This is a genomic window from Variovorax sp. 770b2, assembly GCF_900115685.1.
Classification (GTDB): Bacteria; Pseudomonadota; Gammaproteobacteria; order Burkholderiales; family Burkholderiaceae_C; genus Variovorax.
Window position 1 is genome coordinate 348,730 of sequence record NZ_FOXJ01000003.1, and the last position, 17,581, is coordinate 366,310.

The window sequence follows — 17,581 nt, forward strand, 5'->3', positions numbered from 1 at the left end:
GATCGTGGGTGCAGGTTCAGGCGGACCAGAAGCCGCCGGGGCTGAAGAGATCGGTGATCGCGGCATCGAGCCAGCCCAGGTCGTCGAGCAGGTCGAGCACGGTGTAGCGGCGGCGGATGAGACGCGCGCGGCGGTAGTCGGCGGCCAGGCGCGCGGCGGCGATGCCGAGGTCGTCGGGGTGCGCAGCACCGCCGAGGGTGCGCAGGCGCTGCTGCATGTCGGATGCGCCGATGAGTTGATGCGAGAGTCGGGCGCGCAGGTCGGGCCAAAGAGCGGCGAGGTTTTCGATGCGGGCGCGGCGACCGCCCGTGGCGCGCTTGGCATGCATCTCTTCGCGTGCGGCGGTGCGGAATTCATCGCGGTCGAAAGCTGCATCGATCTCGCGCAGGAGTGCGACGTCATCGAAGCCGTCTTGCGCGTGTGTCGCGGCCGATGCAAAGGCGGCGTCGGGCCGCGCCAGCAGCCATTCGTACATCGCGAGCATGGCAACGCAGCCGACGCCCACGCAGGCGCCGTGCGCAGCAGGTTCACCGCCGATCTGCAGGTTCTCCATTTCCCACAGGTGGGAGAACTGGTGGTCGCTGCCGCTGGCCGGGCGCGAGTTGCCGTGGGCCTGCATTGCGAAGCCGCTGACCAGCAGGCCCGCCATGAGGTCGCCCGTGGCCTCGGGATCGCGCGCGGCGATGCGGCCGGGCGCGCCGAGCCAGTCGCGCAGGTGCGCCTGCACCATGTCGTAGGGGCGGCGGCTCAGGGCTTCGACGCCCAGCGCATCGGCCAGCAGCCAGTCGGCGCCGGCCACGGTCTTGCCCGCAAGGTCGCCGTAGCCCCACGCCGTCATGCGCGCGGGCGCGGCGCCGAGCACACCCAGGTCGGCCAGCACCGCGACGGGCGGCGGGCAGGCGAGCGTGCGCTTGAAGCCGTCTTCGTCGAGCAGCGCTGCGCCGGAGGCCGCGTAGCCGTCCATCGAGGCTGCCGTGGCCAGGCAGACGTAAGGCTTGCCCGCGATCGACGCCGCGTGCTTGACCAGGTCGTTGATGACGCCCGAGCCCACGGCCACCGGCGTGAGGTCGTGCGCGGCGAGCTTGCGGGCGATGGTGGCCGAGGCCGACACGCGCGGCTTCAGGCGCGGGCGCGCGGGCAGCAAGAGCGGTGGCGCGAGCGCAATGCCGCCCGCTTCGAGCAACGCCTGCGCGGCTTCGCCCGCCACGTCCCATGTCGTCTCGTCGGTCACGAGCATCCAGCGCGCACCGGGCGCGACGCGGCGCAGAACGTCGGGCATCGCGCGCACCGCGGCGCGCTCGAGGACGACTTCTTTGGTGACCGCGGCATCGCGCAATGCGGCCCGCAACGGGGATGTCTGTTCGCTCATGTCTCCAGGGGATTCTTGCGCCGGATCGTCGGCGATGAACAAGTGTATATTCTGAAATGCATTTGTTTCAAGCAGGTGACTACCCGGTGTTTTCACCATCACGCGGCAGAATCGGCACACAACAACGGAGCATTCGCATGGCAGAGGAAGATCAGGTGGCGGTGCGCGTGGCCTGGCTCTACTACATGGAGGGCCTGACGCAGGACGGCATCGCCACGAAGCTCGGGCTCACGCGGCTGCGCGTGAACCGGCTGCTCGGCGAGGCGCGCGAAAGCGGGCTCGTGAGCATCAAGATCAACTCGCGCCACGAGGGGTGCCTCCGGCTCGAAGAAGAACTGCGCACGGTGTGCGGGCTGCGCGAGGCGGTGATCATTCCGACGCCCGAGAGCCCCGACCTCATTCCCGTGCTGCTGGGCCGCACGGCGGGCGAATACCTGTCGAGGCTGCTGGAGACACAGCGCGTGCGTGGCCTGGGCGTCGGTTGGGGCGCGACGCTGCGCGAGGCGATCCGCCACATTGCGCCGGGGCAGTGGCCGAACCTGCATGTCAACTCGATCATGGGCGGGCTCACGCGCGGCCTGGAGATCAACACCTTCGAGACCGCCAGCGCGTTCGCGGCGCGGCTCGGCGCGCAGTGCAGCTACCTGGCGGCGCCGCTGTATGCGGGCAGCGCGAAGTCGCGCGACACCATCGTCTCGCAGGACGTGTTCAAGGAAGCCTTCGGGCAGATCGCGGCCAACGACGTCGCGCTGCTGAGCGTGGGCGACCTGAGCACGCGGTCATTGCTGGTGCGCTACGGGCTGCCCAAGGACGTGCCGGTGGCGAGCCTCCGGCAGGCCAAGGCGGTGGGCGACATCATCGGCCAGTTCCTCGACCGCCACGGCAAGCCCGTGAAGCACGCGCTGAACCAGCGCGTGGTGGCGCCTTCTCTGGAAGAACTCGCGCGCATCCCGACGGTGATCGTCGCCTCGGGCGGCGAGAACAAGGCGCCGATCATCGCGGCCGTGCTGCGGGCGAAATTGCTGTCGGTGCTGATCTGCGATGAGCAGACCGCGCGCGCGGCGCTGAAGCTCTATGAAGCGCTCGGCGCGCGCTGAGCCGAAGGAGCCGCAGCGCGCGACGGCGCCACCACCGTGACCCGCGCCGTCATGTATGGGTGCACCGAGCAGACATAGTCATATACGCCCGGCTTGTCGAAGCTGCGCGCGAAGGCCTTGCCGGGCAGCAACAGGTCGATGCCGGCCGAAGCGTCCTTGAAGACCACGCCGTGCGGCGCGCCGTCGTCGTTCTGCCACGTCAGGGTCTGGCCGACGCTGACGGTGACCTGCGCGGGCTCGAAAGCGAAGTTGCGGATGGCAACGTGCGCCGACCCGCCGGCGTGCGCGCTGCCCGGGCCGGCCGTGCGCTGCACGGCGATCTTGCGCGGCGCATTGCCCACCGCCACGGTGTGCGCCGGCCCGCCCGCCAGGTCGACCACGCTCACGTCGTTGGAGCCTTCGTTGCTCACCCACAGCTTCTTGCCGTCCGCCGAGATGTCCAGCCAGTGCGGCTGCTTGCCCACGCCGATGCTTCGACCCGGCGTGCGCGCCGCCGGGTCGAAGAGCATGACCTCGCCCGGCCCCTGCACGACCACCACGCCGCTGGCCATGCCGGCGAAGTGCTGGGCGATGTGAGGAGAGACGCCCGTGGCGACGGGCGTCTGCCACTGGTTCGTCGCCGGATCCAGCACCTGCACGGCGGCTGCGCCCGCCAGCGTCAGGTACAGCGCCTTGCCGTCGTGGCCGAACTCCAGGTCGCGCGGCGCCTTCTCAAGCGGGATCTCGGCCACCACCTTGCGTGCCGCCAGGTCGATGACCACGAGCGCGAAGTGCCCCGGCTCCTGCGAGGCGACGTAGGCCTGCCGGCCGTCGGGCCGCACGGCGATGGTGTGCGGCTTGGGCACGGGCACGGTGGCGCTCACGGTGTGCGTCGCGGTGTCGACGAAGGCCACGCGGTCGTCGCCGTTGACAGCCACCAGCACCCAGCGGCCGTCGGCCGTCGCGGCCAGGCCCTGCGGGCCCTTGCCGACCTCGATGGTGTGCGTCACGCTGTCGGTCGCGGCATCGATCTCGCTCAGTGCGGAGGCGCTGGCCCCGCTCACGAACACGCTGCGCCCGTTCGGGGAGATGACGATGCCGTCCGGCCCCGCGGCCACCGGCACCGTGGCGAGCACCCGCTCAGTGCCTGTGTCGATCACGCTGACCGTGCTGTCCTTGAAGTTGCCGACGTAGGCCTTGGGGCCCGCGGCCAGTGCGGTGAAAGCGAAGGTGCTCGAGGCCGCGAGAACGGCGAGGATGCGCGCAAACCGGGGAATGGCGATCATGATGAAAGACTCCAGACAAAGAGTGGAAAGAGAATCGACGCAAGGCATGACGCACGGCGCGCCCCGCTTATTCCCCGCAGGCCCCGAAAAAAAGATGGAATAAAACGCGTGGCCGCCGCGTCATGCAGGAAGAACAAGCCCATTGACCGATCTGACCGACCGCACACGCCAGTTCGAAGCCGCCGCGCTGCCGCATCTCGATGCGGCATGGAACCTTGCGCGCTGGCTGTTGCGCGACGACCAGCTGGCCGACGACGCGGTGCAGGAGGCGTACCTGCGAGCTTTTCGTTTTTTCGAGAGCCTGCGCGGCGAGAACGCGCGGCCGTGGCTGCTGGGCATCGTGCGCAATGCCTGCTACGACTGGATGCGGCAGAACCGGCAGTTGGCCGACCAGCTGGAATTCGACGAGCTGCGCGACAGCGAGGCCGCGGCCCCGGCCTCTCCGGATGCGAGCGATCCGGCCCGGCAATGGGAGCAACGCGTGCAGGGCGAGCGCATCAACGCCGCCATCGACGCCCTGCCCGCGGTCTATCGCGAAGTGATCGTGCTGCGCGAGCTGGAGGAGATGCGCTATGAAGACATCGCGCGCATTGCCGGCGTGCCGCTGGGCACGGTGATGTCGCGGCTCTCGCGCGCCCGCGCCCTGCTGCGCGAAAGCCTGCGCGACGAACGCCCGGGCCACACGGCGGAAAGGACACACCATGCCAATTCCTGACGACGAGCTGGGGCTGATGGTCCGGCGCCATGCCGTGCGGCACACGCCGCCGGCGGCGCTGGCCGGGCGCATTGCGCAGGCGCTGCGTTCCGAGGCAGGCGCGACGACCGTTGCCGCACCTGCCGTCCCGGTGCGCAACCGGCGCGGCTGGTGGCAGGGACTGGTCGGCTTCGGCGCCGGGGCGGCCACGGCCTGGGGTCTTGCGCTCGTTCTGCTGGCGGTCCCGATGGCGCCGCAGGACGCGTTGGGCGAGGCCGTCACGGCCAACCATGTGCGCTCGCTGATGGCCTCGCATCTGGCCGACGTGGCCTCGACCGACCAGCACACGGTGAAGCCGTGGTTCGCAGGCAAGCTCGACTTCTCGCCGCCCGTGGTCGACCTGGCCGCCGAAGGCTTCGCGCTCACCGGCGGCCGGCTCGACTACCTGGACGGGCGGACGGTGGCGGCGCTGGTCTACCGGTCAGGCCCGCATGTCATCAACCTCTTCGTCTGGCCCACGGCCGACGCGAAGGCGCAGGCGCCCGCCTTCTCCGCGCGGCAGGGCTACCAGCTCGCGCACTGGGCGCAAGGCGGCATGCAGGCATGGGCCGTGTCGGACCTGAACGCGGCCGAGCTGCAGAACTTCGCGACGCTCCTGCGCGAGCGGACAGCGCCGCACGCCACGCGCCCCTAGCCGGCCACTCAGCAAACGCGAACCGCGGCGCTAGAAGGATCACGCCCCCTTCCAGAGATACCGCGGAACCGGCTCCACCGGGCCGCAGGCATCGGCCCCTGCAAGGGGGTTGGCGCAGCGACACGAAGTGCGCGAAGCCTGGGGGTTGGCTCAGTAAGCGGCGATCTCCGTCACGCTGTTCCAGTCGCTCGCGGTGCTGCCGTGGCCGACGATGCGCACGTAGCGCGTGCTCGCATCGGGAATGTCGTAGTACTCCATGCCGGCGGTCTGGCCGCTGCTGCGGCCTTGCCAGCGGGGCGTCCATGCGAGGCCGTCGGGCGAGGTCTCGATGTCGAAACGCGCGCTGCGCTGGTCGCCCAGGTAGAACGACACGCCGACCTTGTGCACGAGCGCGCCGGCGCCAAGGTCGATGCGCAGCCACTGGCCGTCGCCCTGTGCGCTCCAGCGCGTGGCCGCGTTGTTGTCGGTGGCGCCCGTGGCGGGGTTGCCGGCCTGCGCGCTGCTGGCCGTCACGCCCACTGTCGCGAGCGGTGCCGAGCCCGGCGGCAGGCGGCGTGCGCGCAGCATGGCTTCGAGCAGGTAGTAGTCGCCCCAGCCGGTGCCCTGGTTGTAGAGCCCTTCGTTCTTGTGATAGCTCGACTGCAGCAGCAGCGCCTGCGTGTTGCTCGGCGAGCCGAGCGTCGCGAGGTACGGCGGGCTCAGCACCGCGCCGAGCAAGGTCCTGGCGGCATTGCGGTAGGTGGTGGCGCGCGTGGCGTCGGTCTCCAGCAGCGACAGTTCCATCAGCCCGCTCGCGGCAATGGCGGCCGCGGAGCTGTCGCGCGGTGCGTTGGGAATGGCGGGGTCGTTGAAGTCCCAGAACGGCACCTTGTCGGCCGGCAGGTGGCCGATGAACCAGTCGGCCATGCGCCGCGCGGTGTCCAGGAACTGCTGCTCGCCGGTGAAGCGGTAGGTCGTCGTGAAGCCGTAGATGCCCCAGGCCTGGCCGCGCGCCCAGGTCGAACTGTCCGAGTAGCCCTGCACCGTCGATCGCGACTTCACCGCGCCGGTGGTCGGCGAATACACGACCAGGTGATAGCTGCTGCCATCGGGCCGCACATGGTTCTGCATGGTCTTGATCGCGTGGCTGCGCGCGCGGTCGTACAGCGTGCTGGAGCCGCCGTGGGTCGATGCCCAGAACATCAGCTCGATGTTCATCATGTTGTCGATGATCACCTGGAAGTTCGTGGTGTCGCTGATCGAACCCCATGAGCGCACGGCGCCCACGTCGGGGTCGTAGCGGCTCGACAGCGAGTTGGCCGTGGTGAGGATGGTCTGCAGGTAGCTCGCGTTGCCGGTCATGCGGTAGCCGTTGCCGTACGGCGTGAACACCATGAAGCCGACGTCGTGCGTGCCGGTGTTGGTCGACTGGTTGCCCATGCCCGTGGTCCATGCGGCTGCGCGCGTGTCCCAGCCCTGGGTGGCGTTCTGCGCCTGCAGCATCCAGAGCGACGAGGGGAAGAAGCCGCTGATCCAGTTGCCCGAGCCCGCGTACTGCCAGGCCTGGGCCGCGTCGGTGCCCGTGAGGATCGGGTAGGAGGCCTTGTTGCTGCGTGCGGCGATCGGCGTGTCCTGCTGGGCGGCCACGGCCCAGCCGTTGCGGATCTTCAGGTCCAGCGGGTCTTCGGCCTGCGCATGGGCCAGGGGTGCGGAAAGCGCCATGGCAAGCAAGGCGGCGCGCGAAAAAGACATCTGCATCGGTTGTCTCCGTTGTGTTGTTGTCGGCGCGGCCATTGGACAGGTGGTAAGGCCACTTGGCAATCTTTGATGCATCATGGTTTACCCCGGGGCGAAGTCCGGACGATGCGCTGCCGGGGCCCGAGCCGCTCCGTATAAGCTCCGACCCGACACACGCCTACCCCGAATGAGCAAACCTCCTTTCCGAGCCATCGAGACCAAACGGCTGTACCGGCAGATCGCCGAGCAGATCAGGGAGCACATCGACAGCGGCCACTACGCGCCCGGCGAGCGACTGCCGGCCGAGCGCGAACTGGCCGAGCTGCTGGGCGTGAGCCGGCCCTCGGTGCGCGAGGCGCTGATCGCGCTGGAGATGGAGGGCCTGGTCGCGCTGCGTGCGGGCACCGGCGTCTTCGTGCAGGAACATCACCTGCGGCGTCGCGAGCTTCCGCTGGCCAAGGGGCAGTCCGCACCCGGCCCGTTCGACGTGCTGGCCGCACGCATCCTGGTGGAGGCCGAATGCGCGGCGCTGGCGGCGCGACATGCGACGCCTGCGCAGTTGCGGCAGCTGAAGTCGATCCTCGCGCAGATGAAGGTGCAGTCCACGCACAGCCCCGAGGCCATTGCACTGGACGAAGGTTTTCACCTGTGCATCGCGGAGGCCAGCGGCAATGCCGCGCTGCAGCTGCTGGTGCAGCAGTTGTGGGCGCAGCGCACGGGCGAGCTCTACACGCAGCTGGAATCGCACTTCGTCGGCGAATCGATCTGGCAGCTGGCGTTGCAGGAACACGAGGCGCTGGTGGACGCCATCGCCGCCAAGGACGCGAGCGCCGCACGCAAGGCGATGCAGGTGCACCTGCGCAATGCGAAGGTGCGCTTCGCGTCGAACCGGGAATCGGGCGGCTAGCCGCCCTGCCCTACATCGCGACGCTCAACCCGCCGAGCCTTCGTAGGCGGCGACTTGCGGACGGCGGCGCGCATCGGCCCGCGCACTCATCACGCCCCAGCCGAAGATGCCGATGCCCGCGAGCGCGAGCAGCGCGCCGACCCAGCCGGTGGAGGTCCAGCCCAGGCCGGCCGAGATGGCCACGCCGCCCAGCCACGCGCCGAGCGCATTGGCCATGTTGAAGGCCGAATGGTTGAGCGCGGCGGCCAGCGTCTGCGCATCGCCGGCCACGTCCATCAGGCGGATCTGCAGCGCCGGGCCGATGGCCACGGTGGTGCCGATGAGGAACACGCCGATGGCGGCCGTGACCACGTGCTGCGCCGCGAAGGTGAAGAGCGCGAGCACCAGCACCGCGTACACCAGCACGCCGGCGATGGTGCGCATCAGCGACTTGTCCGCCATCCGCGAGCCCACGATATTGCCGGTGACCATGCCCAGGCCGAACAGCGCGAGCACGAAGGGCACGTTGTGCACCGACAGGTGCGCCACCTCGGTCAGCGTGGGCTTGATGTAGCTGAACACCGCGAACATGCCGCCGAAGCCGATGGCGCTGATGCCCAGCGTGAACCACACCTGCTTGCGCTTGAGCGCACCGAGCTCGCGCCACGGGCTGGCACCGGCCGCGGCGGCGATGTCGGGCACATCGCGGCGCAGGAGCACCACGGCCACGAGCGCGATCACGCCGACGAACACGAAGGCCGCGCGCCAGCCGAAGAGCTGGCCGAGCCACGCCGCGATGGGCACGCCGACCAGCGTGGCGCCGGTGAGCCCGAGCATCACGAGGCCCACGGCGCGCGCGCGGCGCCCCGGTGGCGCGAGCGTGGCGGCCACGAGCGCGGCCACGCCGAAGTAGGTGCCGTGCGGCAGGCCCGTGGCAAAGCGCAGCAGGTTGAGCGAGAGATACCCGGGCGCCATGGCGCTGGCGAAGTTGCCGGCGGCGAACACGGCCATCAGCGCGATCAGCAATGCGCGCCGGCCCCAGCCTGCCGCGAGCACGGCCAGCACCGGGGCGCCGACGACCACGCCGAGCGCATAGGCGCTGATGACATGGCCGGCCTGGGGAATGCTGACATCGATGTCGCTCGCGACTTCGGGCAGCAGGCCCATGATGACGAATTCGCCCGTGCCGATGGCGAAGCCGCCGACGCCGAGCGCGAGCACGGCCCGCAAAAAATTGACGGGCTTCGACGACGGGGAAGAAACGGGAATGGCGGTGTCCGCGCTGTCCAGCGCGGGTGGGGAGGCGTTCAAGGCCAGGCTCCTGGAGGGGTGCCCGGCGGCGACGGGCAGGGGTCAATTTTAGGGTAAACCCTGAAATCGGCCGATACGCAGATGCCAAAGGCCCGGTATCGGGCAAGGCCTCGAAGGGCCGCTGCCTGCGGTCAGATCGCCACGAGTTGGCGCACGCCCTGCGCCTCCATGTCCTTGCCCAGGCCCCGCGCGATGACCTCGCCGCGCTCCATCACCAGGTAGTCGTCGGCCAGTTCCTGCGCGAAGTCGTAGTACTGCTCGCACAGCACGATGGCCATGTCCCCGCGGTCGGCCAGCATGCGGATGACGCGGCCGATGTCCTTGATGATGCTGGGCTGGATGCCTTCGGTGGGCTCATCGAGGATCAAGAGCTTGGGCTTGGGCGCGAGGGCGCGCGCGATGGCCAGCTGCTGTTGCTGCCCGCCCGAGAGGTCGCCGCCTCTTCTGTTGATCATCTGCTTGAGCACCGGGAACAGCTCGAACAGTTCCGACGGAATCGGCGTGCTGCCGCTCTTGTAGGCCAGGCCCATGCGCAGGTTCTCTTCGACCGTGAGCCGCGCGAAGATCTCGCGGCCCTGGGGAACGAAGCCGATGCCCGCTCTTGCCCTGTCGTAAGGCGTGGCCTTCTGGATCGGCTTGCCTTCCAGTTCGATGCTCCCGCTCTTGATGGGCACCAGGCCCATCAGCGATTTGAGCAATGTGGTCTTGCCCACGCCGTTGCGGCCCAGCAGCACGGTGACCTTGCCGAGCGTGGCCTGGAAGCTCACGTCACGCAGGATGTGGGAGCCGCCGTAGTACTGGTGGATGTTCTTGACTGTCAGCATGGCGTTCGTTTCCTCAGCGGCCCAGATAGACCTCGATCACGCGCTCGTCGGCCTGCACTTCGTCGAGCGTGCCCTGTGCCAGCACGGAGCCGTCGCACAGCACCGTGACGATCTCGGAGATCGTGCGGATGAAGCTCATGTCGTGTTCCACCACCATCAGCGAATGCTTGCCCTTGAGGGTGAGGAAGAGCTCGGCGGTGCGCGCCGTTTCTTCGTCGGTCATGCCGGCCACGGGCTCGTCGAGCAGCAGCAGCTTGGGGTCCTGCATGAGCAGCATGCCGATTTCCAGCCACTGCTTCTGGCCGTGGCTGAGGTTGCCGGCCAGGCGCGACACGCTCTCGGCCAGGTGGATGGTCTCCAGCACTTCGGCCAGCCGGTCGCTCTGCGCCGAGTCGAGCTTGAACAGCATCGACGCGCGCACGCCCTTGTTGGTCTTGAGCGCGAGCTCCAGGTTCTCGAACACGGTGAGGTGCTCGAACACCGTCGGCTTCTGGAACTTGCGGCCGATGCCCAGCTGGGCGATGTCGGCCTCGCGGTGGCGCAAGAGGTCGATGGTGCTGCCGAAGAAAACCGTGCCCGAATCGGGCCGCGTCTTGCCGGTGATGATGTCCATCATCGTCGTCTTGCCTGCGCCGTTGGGGCCGATGATGCAGCGCAGCTCGCCCGGCGCGATGTCCAGGGAGAGCTTGTTGATGGCCTTGAAGCCGTCGAAGCTCACGCTCACGTCTTCCAGGTACAGGATGCGGCCGTGCGTGATGTCGACTTCGCCCGGCGTGGCGATGCGGCCGAAGCCGGCCTCGCGGCCGCCCGACTCGGTGCTGCCGCTCGCGTAGTGAATGCTGCCTGCTCTCGCTGCGCGCTCGGCGCCGGCTTCCATCAGGTCGGGCGTCATGCGCGGGCTCCCTTCACGTCGGCGGCCAGCGGCGCATGCAGTGCCTCGGGCGCCATGCCCTGCCCTGCGGCCATGGCGCGCTGCGCTTCCTCGCGGCCTGCGCTCGGTGCGGCGGGTGCCGCCTTCTCGCGCGACAACCACTTCTTCACCAGACCCACGATGCCGTTCGGCAGGAACAGCGTGACAGCAATGAACAAGGCGCCCAGGAAGTACAGCCAGTACTCGGGATACGCCACCGTCAGCCAGCTCTTGGCGCCGTTGACGATGAAGGCGCCGATGATCGGCCCGATCAGCGTCGCGCGCCCACCGACCGCAGCCCAGATCGCGATCTCGATGGAGTTGGCCGCGCTCATCTCGCCCGGGTTGATGATGCCGACCTGCGGCACATAGAGCGCGCCGGCCACGCCGCACATGACGGCCGAGATGACCCAGATGGTGAGCTTGTAAGGCAGCGGGTTGTAGCCCGAGAACATCACGCGCGTTTCCGCATCGCGGATGGCCTGCAGCACCCGGCCGAACTTGCTGCCGATGAGCCACTTGGCGAAGAGGAAGAAGCCCAGCAGCGTGAGGCCCGTGAGCGCGAAGAGCGTCATGCGCATCTCTTGCGTGGCGATCGGGATGTTCAGGATGCGCTTGAAGTCGGTGAAGCCGTTGTTGCCGCCGAAGCCCGTCTCGTTGCGAAAGAACAGCAGCATCGCCGCGAAGGTCATGGCCTGCGTGATGATCGAGAAATACACGCCCTTGATGCGCGAGCGGAAGGCGAAGAAGCCGAACACGAAGGCGATGACGCCCGGCACCGCGACGATCATGATCAGCGTGGCGATGAAGCTGTCGCTGAAGGTCCAGTGCCAGGGCAGCGTCTTCCAGTCGAGGAACACCATGAAGTCCGGCAGGTCGCTCTTGTAGTTGCCGTCGCGGCCGATCTGGCGCATGAGGTACATGCCCATCATGTAGCCGCCGAGTGCGAAGAACAGGCCGTGGCCCAGCGAGAGGATGCCGGTGTAGCCCCAGATCAGGTCCATCGCCAGCGCGCAGATGGCGTAGCACATGATCTTGCCGAGCAGCGCCACCGCGTAGTCGCTCATGTGCAGCGGGCTGTCGGCCGGCACCACGATGTTGAGCACCGGTGCCACGGCGCACACCACGATCAGCGCGATGAAGAAGGCCGTCCAGCCCTTGCCGCTCAACAGCGGCCCTTTGGTTGGCAACGTGACCTTGCTCATGCTTCCGCGCTCCGGCCCTTCATCGCGAAGATGCCTTGCGGGCGCTTCTGGATGAAGATGATGATGAAGACAAGCACCGCGATCTTCGCGAGCACCGCGCCCGCCCAGCCTTCGATGAACTTGTTGAGAATGCCCAGCCCCAACGCCGCATACACGGTGCCCGCGAGCTGGCCGACGCCGCCCATCACCACCACCATGAAGCTGTCCACGATGTAGCTCTGGCCGAGGTCCGGTCCGACGTTGCCGATCTGGCTCAGCGCGCAGCCCGCCAGACCCGCGATGCCCGAGCCGAGCGCGAAGGCGTAGGTGTCGATGCGCGCGGTGTTCACGCCCATGCATGAGGCGATCGGGCGGTTCTGCGTGACGCCCCGCACGAACAGGCCCAGGCGCGTCTTGCCGATGAGCCAGCCCATCGCGAGCAATACGAGCACCGCAAAAATGATGATGCAGATGCGGTTCCACGGCAGCGTGACGTTGCTCAGCATCGTGAAGCCGCCGCTCATCCAGCCTGGGTTTTCCACCCCGACGTTCTGCGCACCGAAGAGCGTGCGCACCAGCTGCTGCAGCATCAGGCTGATGCCCCAGGTGGCCAGCAGCGTCTCCAGCGGCCGGCCGTAGAGGAAGCGGATGACGCCGCGCTCGAGCACCGCGCCCACCAGCGCAGATGCGAGGAACGACACGGGAATCGCGGCGACCAGGTACCAGCCGAACGCCGCCTCGGGCATGTACTTCTGGAAGATGCCCTGCATCACGTAGGTGGCGTAGGCGCCGATCATCATCAGCTCGCCGTGCGCCATGTTGATGACGCCCATGAGGCCGTAGGTGATGGCCAGGCCGAGCGCCGCGAGCAGCAGCACCGAGCCCAGGCTGATGCCGCTGAACACGGCGTTGATGCGGTCGCCCCAGACCAGCGCGCCGTCGATGTTGGCGATGGAGGCGGCAATCGCCGTCTTCACGTCGGCCTCGGTCTCGTCGGCCAGGCGCTGGTTCAGCAGCAGCTTGGTGTCGGGGTTGCGGTTGTTGCCCAGCTCCTTGGCCGCGGCGAGGCGCTTGGCCTTGTCGGCGCTGGTGAGCATGCCGGCGGCGCGCACGAGTTCCAGCTGCGCCTTGATCTTGGGGTTGGTCTCGGCGGCCAGTGCCTTCTCGACCATGGGTATACGGGATTCGTCGGGGTCCTTGAACAGGGCCTGTGCGGCTTCCGCGCGCACCGCGTCGTCCTTGCTCGTGAGCTTGAGCGCGGCCTGCGCGGCATCGAGCGCGCCGCGCATGAGGTTGTTGTTGACGACGTCTTCGGCGGTGTCGGGCACTTTCGATTCGGTGCCGGTCACGGGGTCGTAGCCTTTTCCTTCAGGACCGTCCTTCATCACGAAGACCTTGTCTTCGGTGTATTTCACGGCGTCATCGGACATGGCCTGGATGAACGCGGCGGTCTTGTCGTCGGCGGTGAGGACGGCCTTGTTGAGCGCGGCGATGCGGGCTTCGGACTCGCCGGAGGCGATGGCCCGGGCTTCGTCGGCGGTCAGCGCGTGGGCGGCCGTTGCCATGAACAGCATGGCGGCGAATGCGCAGTGAAGGGTTCGTCGAAGCATCTTGAAGTTCGTGTTGCCCCCTCTCCCCGCGGGGAAAGGGTTGGGGTGAGGGCTTGCGGCCTTCCAACGGACACGGCGGCCAGATCGACCGCCGTTGCCCTCACCCCTGCCCTCTCCCCAAGAGGAGAGGGAGCAAGAGCCAGGGACTTGTCGACGAGTTACATCGACTTGCCAGCCGGGTAATCAGGCTTCTTGTCGTTGCCTTCGATGTACGGGCTCCAGGGCTTGGCCTTCACGGGACCCGGCGTCTTCCACACCACGTTGAACTGGCCATCGGCCTTGATCTCGCCGATGAACACGCTCTTGTGCAGGTGATGGTTCTTCTCGTCCATCTTCGAGACGATGCCGGACGGCGCCGTGAAGGTCTGGCCGGCCATCGCAGCGATCACCTTGTCGGTGTCGGTGCTCTTGGCCTTCTCGACCGCCTGCTTCCACATGTGGATGCCGATCCAGGTGGCTTCCATCGGGTCGTTGGTGAGCGGCTTGTCCTTGTGGCCAGCGATGTTCTTGGCCTTGGCGTAGTCGCTCCACTGCTTGATGAACGCCGTGTTGGTCGGGTTCTTGATCGACATGAAGTAGTTCCATGCCGCGAGGTGGCCCACCAGCGGCTTGGTGTCCACGCCGCGCAGTTCTTCCTCGCCCACCGAGAAAGCGACGACCGGCACGTCCTTGGCCTTCAGGCCCGCGTTGCCCAGTTCCTTGTAGAAGGGCACGTTGGAGTCGCCGTTGATGGTGGAGACCACCGCCGTCTTGCCGCCGGCCGAGAACTTCTTGATGTCGGCCACGATGGTCTGGTAGTCGCTGTGGCCGAACGGCGTGTACTTCTCGTCGATGTCGGTGTCCTTCACGCCCTTGCTCTTCAGGTAGGCGCGCAGGATCTTGTTGGTGGTGCGGGGGTACACGTAGTCGGTGCCCAGCAGCACCCAGCGCTTGGCGCCGCCGCCTTCCTTGCTCATCAGGTAGTCGACGGCCGGAATGGCTTGCTGGTTGGGTGCGGCGCCCGTGTAGAACACGTTCTTGGAGAGCTCTTCGCCCTCGTACTGCACGGGGTAGAACAGGAGGCCGTTCATTTCCTCGACCACCGGCAGCACGGACTTGCGCGACACCGAGGTCCAGCAGCCGAAGATCACCGAGACCTTGTCTTGCCCGAGCAGTTGCTTGGTCTTTTCAGCGAACAGCGGCCAGTTGGAGGCCGGGTCGACGATCACGGGCTCGAGCTGCTTGCCCAGCACGCCGCCCTTCTTGTTGATGTCTTCGATGGCCATCAGCACCGTGTCTTTCAACACGGTTTCCGAGATGGCCATCGTGCCCGACAGCGAGTGCAGCACGCCGACCTTGATGGTGTCGGCGGCGAATGCGGGCGCAGCGGAAATGCTGGCCAGCAGGGCGGCGGCGGCGAGCGCCTTGAGTGTGAAACGACGTTGCATGTGGACTCCTGCTCCGGGGTTGGTTGAACCTTGTCGACAGCGCGTGGCTGGCGATGGAGAGGAGTCTGCGGAACGCACCAAGAAGGGGAAATACGCCGGGTGGCGTACACGGAGGTACTCAGGCGGGCGGATCGACGGGGACCGGATACTTTTGCGCGTTGACCACCATCTTCCGCCGGGCCGCATCGACCAGGTCGATGTGGAGCTTGTCTGCAAGTTGCAGCAGATAGAGGAACACATCCGCCATCTCGGCGCCGACCTCGTCGCGCTTCTCGGGATCGAGCGATCGGCTCTGCGCTTCGGTGAGCCACTGGAAATGTTCGAGCAGTTCAGCGGCTTCCACCGAGAGCGCCGATGCGAGGTTCTTCGGCGAGTGGAAGGGCTCCCAGTCTCTCGCTTCGGCGAAGTCGCGGAGGTCTTGAGTCAGCCGTTGCAGATCGGTTGCCATGCGTGTCGTTCCTGTTGTGCGGGAACGAGTGTGGCACGCGTCGAAAAGCCCAAATCGGGCATGAGCCCACCCAATTTGGGCAAGGTCCGCAACGGATTGCTGTTCGCCTCTATGCGCCGACCTTGCCAGCGCCTCGCCGATGCAGCACAGCCACCACCAACGCCGACACCATCAGGTACACCAACGCCACACCGAACGCGCCCGCATAGCCCGCCGCATCCGGCGCATGGCCCAGCCGCCCATAGAAGAGGATGCCGATCAGCGCCACGCCCAGCGCATTGCTCGCCTGCTGCACCATCGACAGCACGCCCGACGCCACACCCGCATGCTGCGGCGGCAGCCCGGCCAGCACGGTGGACACCAGCGGCGCCATCACCATGCCCAGCCCCGCGCCCTGCACCAGCAGCAACGGCACCATCCATGCGACCACATGCGAGTGCCCGCTCCATCCCGCGACGTTGGCGAACTGCAGCGCATGCCCCGCCGCCAGCACGAGCGCGCCGAGTGCGATCGGTGGCTTGCCGCCGAAGCGGCGTGCCAGGCGTGCGCCGGCCATCGACGTCGCGAAGAAGCCGACCGCCAATGACGTGAAGACGACGCCCGAGGTCAGAGGGTCCAGCGCGAGACCTTGTTGCAGGTAGAGCGCCAGCACGAAATACAGCGAGGCGTTGCCAACGTAGAAGGCCAGCGTGGTGAGAAGCCCCATGACGAAGCGGCGGTTCGCGAGCAACGCGGGCGCCACCAGCGGCGCGCCGCCCGACGCGGCAAGGCGGCGCTGCTGGAATCCGAAGGCGGCAAGCAGCGGCAATGCGGCCGCCAGGCACAGCCAGCTCCACAGCGGCCAGCCCTGCTCGCGCCCTTCGACCAGCGGCAGCACCACCGCCACCGAGCCGGCCGCCACGAGCAGCATGCCGATCAGGTCGAGCCTGCTCGTGCTGCTGTTCGCCAGCGGCGGAATGACGCGCCGCGCCAGCGCCAAGGCCAGGAGGCCGATGGGCACGTTGATGAGAAAGCAGCTGCGCCAGCCGAGCCCGGCCAGGTCGGCATGGATCAGCAATCCGCCTGCCAGTTGGCCCAACGTCGCGCCGAGCCCCAGCGTGAGCCCGTAGGCCGCGAAGGCGCGCGCACGGTCTTCGCCGGTGTAGGCCAGGCCGATCATCGCCAGCACCTGCGGCTGCAGCAACGCACCGGCCAGGCCCTGCAGCACGCGGGCCGCCACCAGCAACTCGGTATTCGGCGCGAAGCCGCAGGCGGCCGAAGCCAGCGTGAACAGCAGCAGGCCGAGCATGAACATGCGGCGGCGACCGAACAAGTCGCCCAACCGGCCGCCGGTGATCAGGCCCGCGGCGGTGGCCAGGCCGTAACCCGCCACCACCAGCTGCAGGGTGGCGGTGCTCGCGAGCAGCTCGCGCTGCATCGAGGGCAGCGCGACGTTGACGATGAAGAAGTCCAGCACCACCAGGAAGGTGCCGCTGAGCATGACCCACAGGGCGAGCGGCCCGGGCTTTGCCGCGCTCGCGCCGTGGCTGGGCGTGGATGAAAGCGGCGCTGCAGGAGCAGCGATGTTCGATGACGTCATGATGAGTTCGAGTGTTCGGTGAAGGCGGCGCTGCGGCAATGACCTCGGAGGTCATCGCCGGGCTTCAGGCCGAAGGCGTCGGCAGGATGAACTGGTAGTCGACGGCGACGCGGCCGTCCCCGGCCAGCAGCAGGAACTCCAGCCCGAGCGCGGCCACCGGACCACCGGCGGCAGGCACCATCTCCCAATGGAACATCACGGCGTTCTGAAGCAGTTGGGCGTCGCCCGTCGCACGGAAACGGAAACCGCCATGGCGCACGTTTTTCTCGTGCGAGCCGATGACGCGCTGCTCGAGCGCTTCGTAGCCCTTGACCTGCAGCGTGCGCACGAAGTGCTCGCCCTCGGGCACCCACAGCGTGGCGATGGCCGCGCGGCGGGCGCCGGCATCGGTCTCGTTCCAGAGGGCGACGTAGCGGTCGGCGAGTTCGGAGAGGTCGGCGACATCGGCGATCTCGGCGGAATGGGTCTTGGCATTCATGGTGTCTGCTCCTGTGGCGGCGGATGAGTGAGACCGCAGTTTCTGCCCCGGCCGGTGGACAGTGAATGCCTGCAAAGCCGACAATCTTG

16 protein-coding genes are annotated in these 17,581 nt (G+C 67.8%); 4 read left to right on the forward strand and 12 right to left on the reverse strand.

The annotated features are described in order from the left end of the window. Nucleotides 1–16: 16 nt before the first annotated feature. Nucleotides 17–1,369, reverse strand: coding sequence for an iron-containing alcohol dehydrogenase (locus tag BM133_RS20880; RefSeq protein ID WP_093437827.1), 1,353 nt, complete (start codon nucleotides 1,367–1,369; stop codon nucleotides 17–19). 137 nt (nucleotides 1,370–1,506) lie between these two features. Between BM133_RS20880 and BM133_RS20885 the strand changes: the two genes are divergently transcribed. Further along, on the forward strand, nucleotides 1,507–2,466 hold the full coding sequence (locus tag BM133_RS20885) for a sugar-binding transcriptional regulator (RefSeq protein WP_093437830.1): 960 nt from the start codon (nucleotides 1,507–1,509) through the stop codon (nucleotides 2,464–2,466). On the opposite strand, the gene BM133_RS20890 is transcribed toward BM133_RS20885, so the two are convergent. Then, nucleotides 2,442–3,731 carry a YVTN family beta-propeller repeat protein gene (locus BM133_RS20890; RefSeq protein WP_093437832.1) on the reverse strand — a complete coding sequence of 430 codons (1,290 nt, stop codon included), beginning with the start codon at nucleotides 3,729–3,731 and terminating at the stop codon, nucleotides 2,442–2,444. The two genes, BM133_RS20885 and BM133_RS20890, sit on opposite strands and share 25 nt — an antisense overlap. 142 nt (nucleotides 3,732–3,873) lie before the next feature. Between BM133_RS20890 and BM133_RS20895 the strand changes: the two genes are divergently transcribed. Both BM133_RS20895 and BM133_RS20900 read left to right on the forward strand, forming a co-directional pair. Then, nucleotides 3,874–4,446, forward strand: a complete 573-nt coding sequence (locus tag BM133_RS20895) for a sigma-70 family RNA polymerase sigma factor (protein WP_256219295.1) — start codon at nucleotides 3,874–3,876, stop codon at nucleotides 4,444–4,446. Beyond that, complete coding sequence (locus tag BM133_RS20900; RefSeq protein WP_093437835.1) at nucleotides 4,433–5,119, forward strand: anti-sigma factor; 687 nt, start codon at nucleotides 4,433–4,435, stop codon at nucleotides 5,117–5,119. The genes BM133_RS20895 and BM133_RS20900 overlap by 14 nt, the downstream gene beginning before the upstream one ends. Nucleotides 5,120–5,269: 150 nt before the next feature. On the opposite strand, the gene BM133_RS20910 is transcribed toward BM133_RS20900, so the two are convergent. Continuing rightward, the gene (locus BM133_RS20910) at nucleotides 5,270–6,856 is read right to left on the reverse strand and encodes a discoidin domain-containing protein (protein ID WP_177224894.1); all 1,587 of its coding nucleotides are present in this window, start codon (nucleotides 6,854–6,856) and stop codon (nucleotides 5,270–5,272) included. Between the two features lie 166 nt (nucleotides 6,857–7,022). Between BM133_RS20910 and BM133_RS20915 the strand changes: the two genes are divergently transcribed. Continuing rightward, nucleotides 7,023–7,742: a FadR/GntR family transcriptional regulator gene (locus tag BM133_RS20915; protein WP_093437839.1), complete on the forward strand. Its 720-nt coding sequence runs from the start codon at nucleotides 7,023–7,025 to the stop codon at nucleotides 7,740–7,742. Nucleotides 7,743–7,766: 24 nt separating this feature from the next. Here the strand turns inward: BM133_RS20915 and BM133_RS20920 are convergent, their stop codons facing one another. The 9 genes from BM133_RS20920 to BM133_RS20960 all read right to left on the reverse strand — a co-directional run bounded on the left by BM133_RS20920 (nucleotide 7,767) and on the right by BM133_RS20960 (nucleotide 17,492). After that, on the reverse strand, nucleotides 7,767–9,032 hold the full coding sequence (locus BM133_RS20920) for an MFS transporter (RefSeq protein WP_093437842.1): 1,266 nt from the start codon (nucleotides 9,030–9,032) through the stop codon (nucleotides 7,767–7,769). Between the two features lie 131 nt (nucleotides 9,033–9,163). Then, nucleotides 9,164–9,856: an urea ABC transporter ATP-binding subunit UrtE gene (gene urtE, locus BM133_RS20925; protein ID WP_042581180.1), complete on the reverse strand. Its 693-nt coding sequence runs from the start codon at nucleotides 9,854–9,856 to the stop codon at nucleotides 9,164–9,166. Nucleotides 9,857–9,869: 13 nt separating this feature from the next. After that, nucleotides 9,870–10,748, reverse strand: coding sequence for an urea ABC transporter ATP-binding protein UrtD (gene urtD, locus BM133_RS20930; protein WP_093437844.1), 879 nt, complete (start codon nucleotides 10,746–10,748; stop codon nucleotides 9,870–9,872). Next, the gene (gene urtC, locus BM133_RS20935) at nucleotides 10,745–11,971 is read right to left on the reverse strand and encodes an urea ABC transporter permease subunit UrtC (protein ID WP_093437847.1); all 1,227 of its coding nucleotides are present in this window, start codon (nucleotides 11,969–11,971) and stop codon (nucleotides 10,745–10,747) included. Before urtC ends, urtD begins: the two co-directional genes overlap by 4 nt. Continuing rightward, nucleotides 11,968–13,524, reverse strand: a complete 1,557-nt coding sequence (gene urtB, locus BM133_RS20940; protein ID WP_093437849.1) for an urea ABC transporter permease subunit UrtB — start codon at nucleotides 13,522–13,524, stop codon at nucleotides 11,968–11,970. The genes urtC and urtB overlap by 4 nt, the downstream gene beginning before the upstream one ends. 194 nt (nucleotides 13,525–13,718) lie before the next feature. Then, entirely contained in the window at nucleotides 13,719–14,987 is a 1,269-nt protein-coding gene (gene urtA / locus BM133_RS20945) for an urea ABC transporter substrate-binding protein (RefSeq protein WP_093437852.1), read from the reverse strand. A gap of 118 nt (nucleotides 14,988–15,105) precedes the next feature. Next, a complete protein-coding gene (locus BM133_RS20950) occupies nucleotides 15,106–15,435 on the reverse strand; it encodes a nucleotide pyrophosphohydrolase (protein WP_093437855.1) in 330 nt (109 codons plus the stop codon). A 109-nt stretch (nucleotides 15,436–15,544) separates the two neighbouring features. Continuing rightward, nucleotides 15,545–17,014, reverse strand: coding sequence for an MFS transporter (locus BM133_RS20955; protein WP_093437858.1), 1,470 nt, complete (start codon nucleotides 17,012–17,014; stop codon nucleotides 15,545–15,547). Nucleotides 17,015–17,078: 64 nt separating this feature from the next. Beyond that, complete coding sequence (locus tag BM133_RS20960; RefSeq protein WP_093437860.1) at nucleotides 17,079–17,492, reverse strand: hypothetical protein; 414 nt, start codon at nucleotides 17,490–17,492, stop codon at nucleotides 17,079–17,081. Nucleotides 17,493–17,581 lie beyond the last annotated feature (89 nt).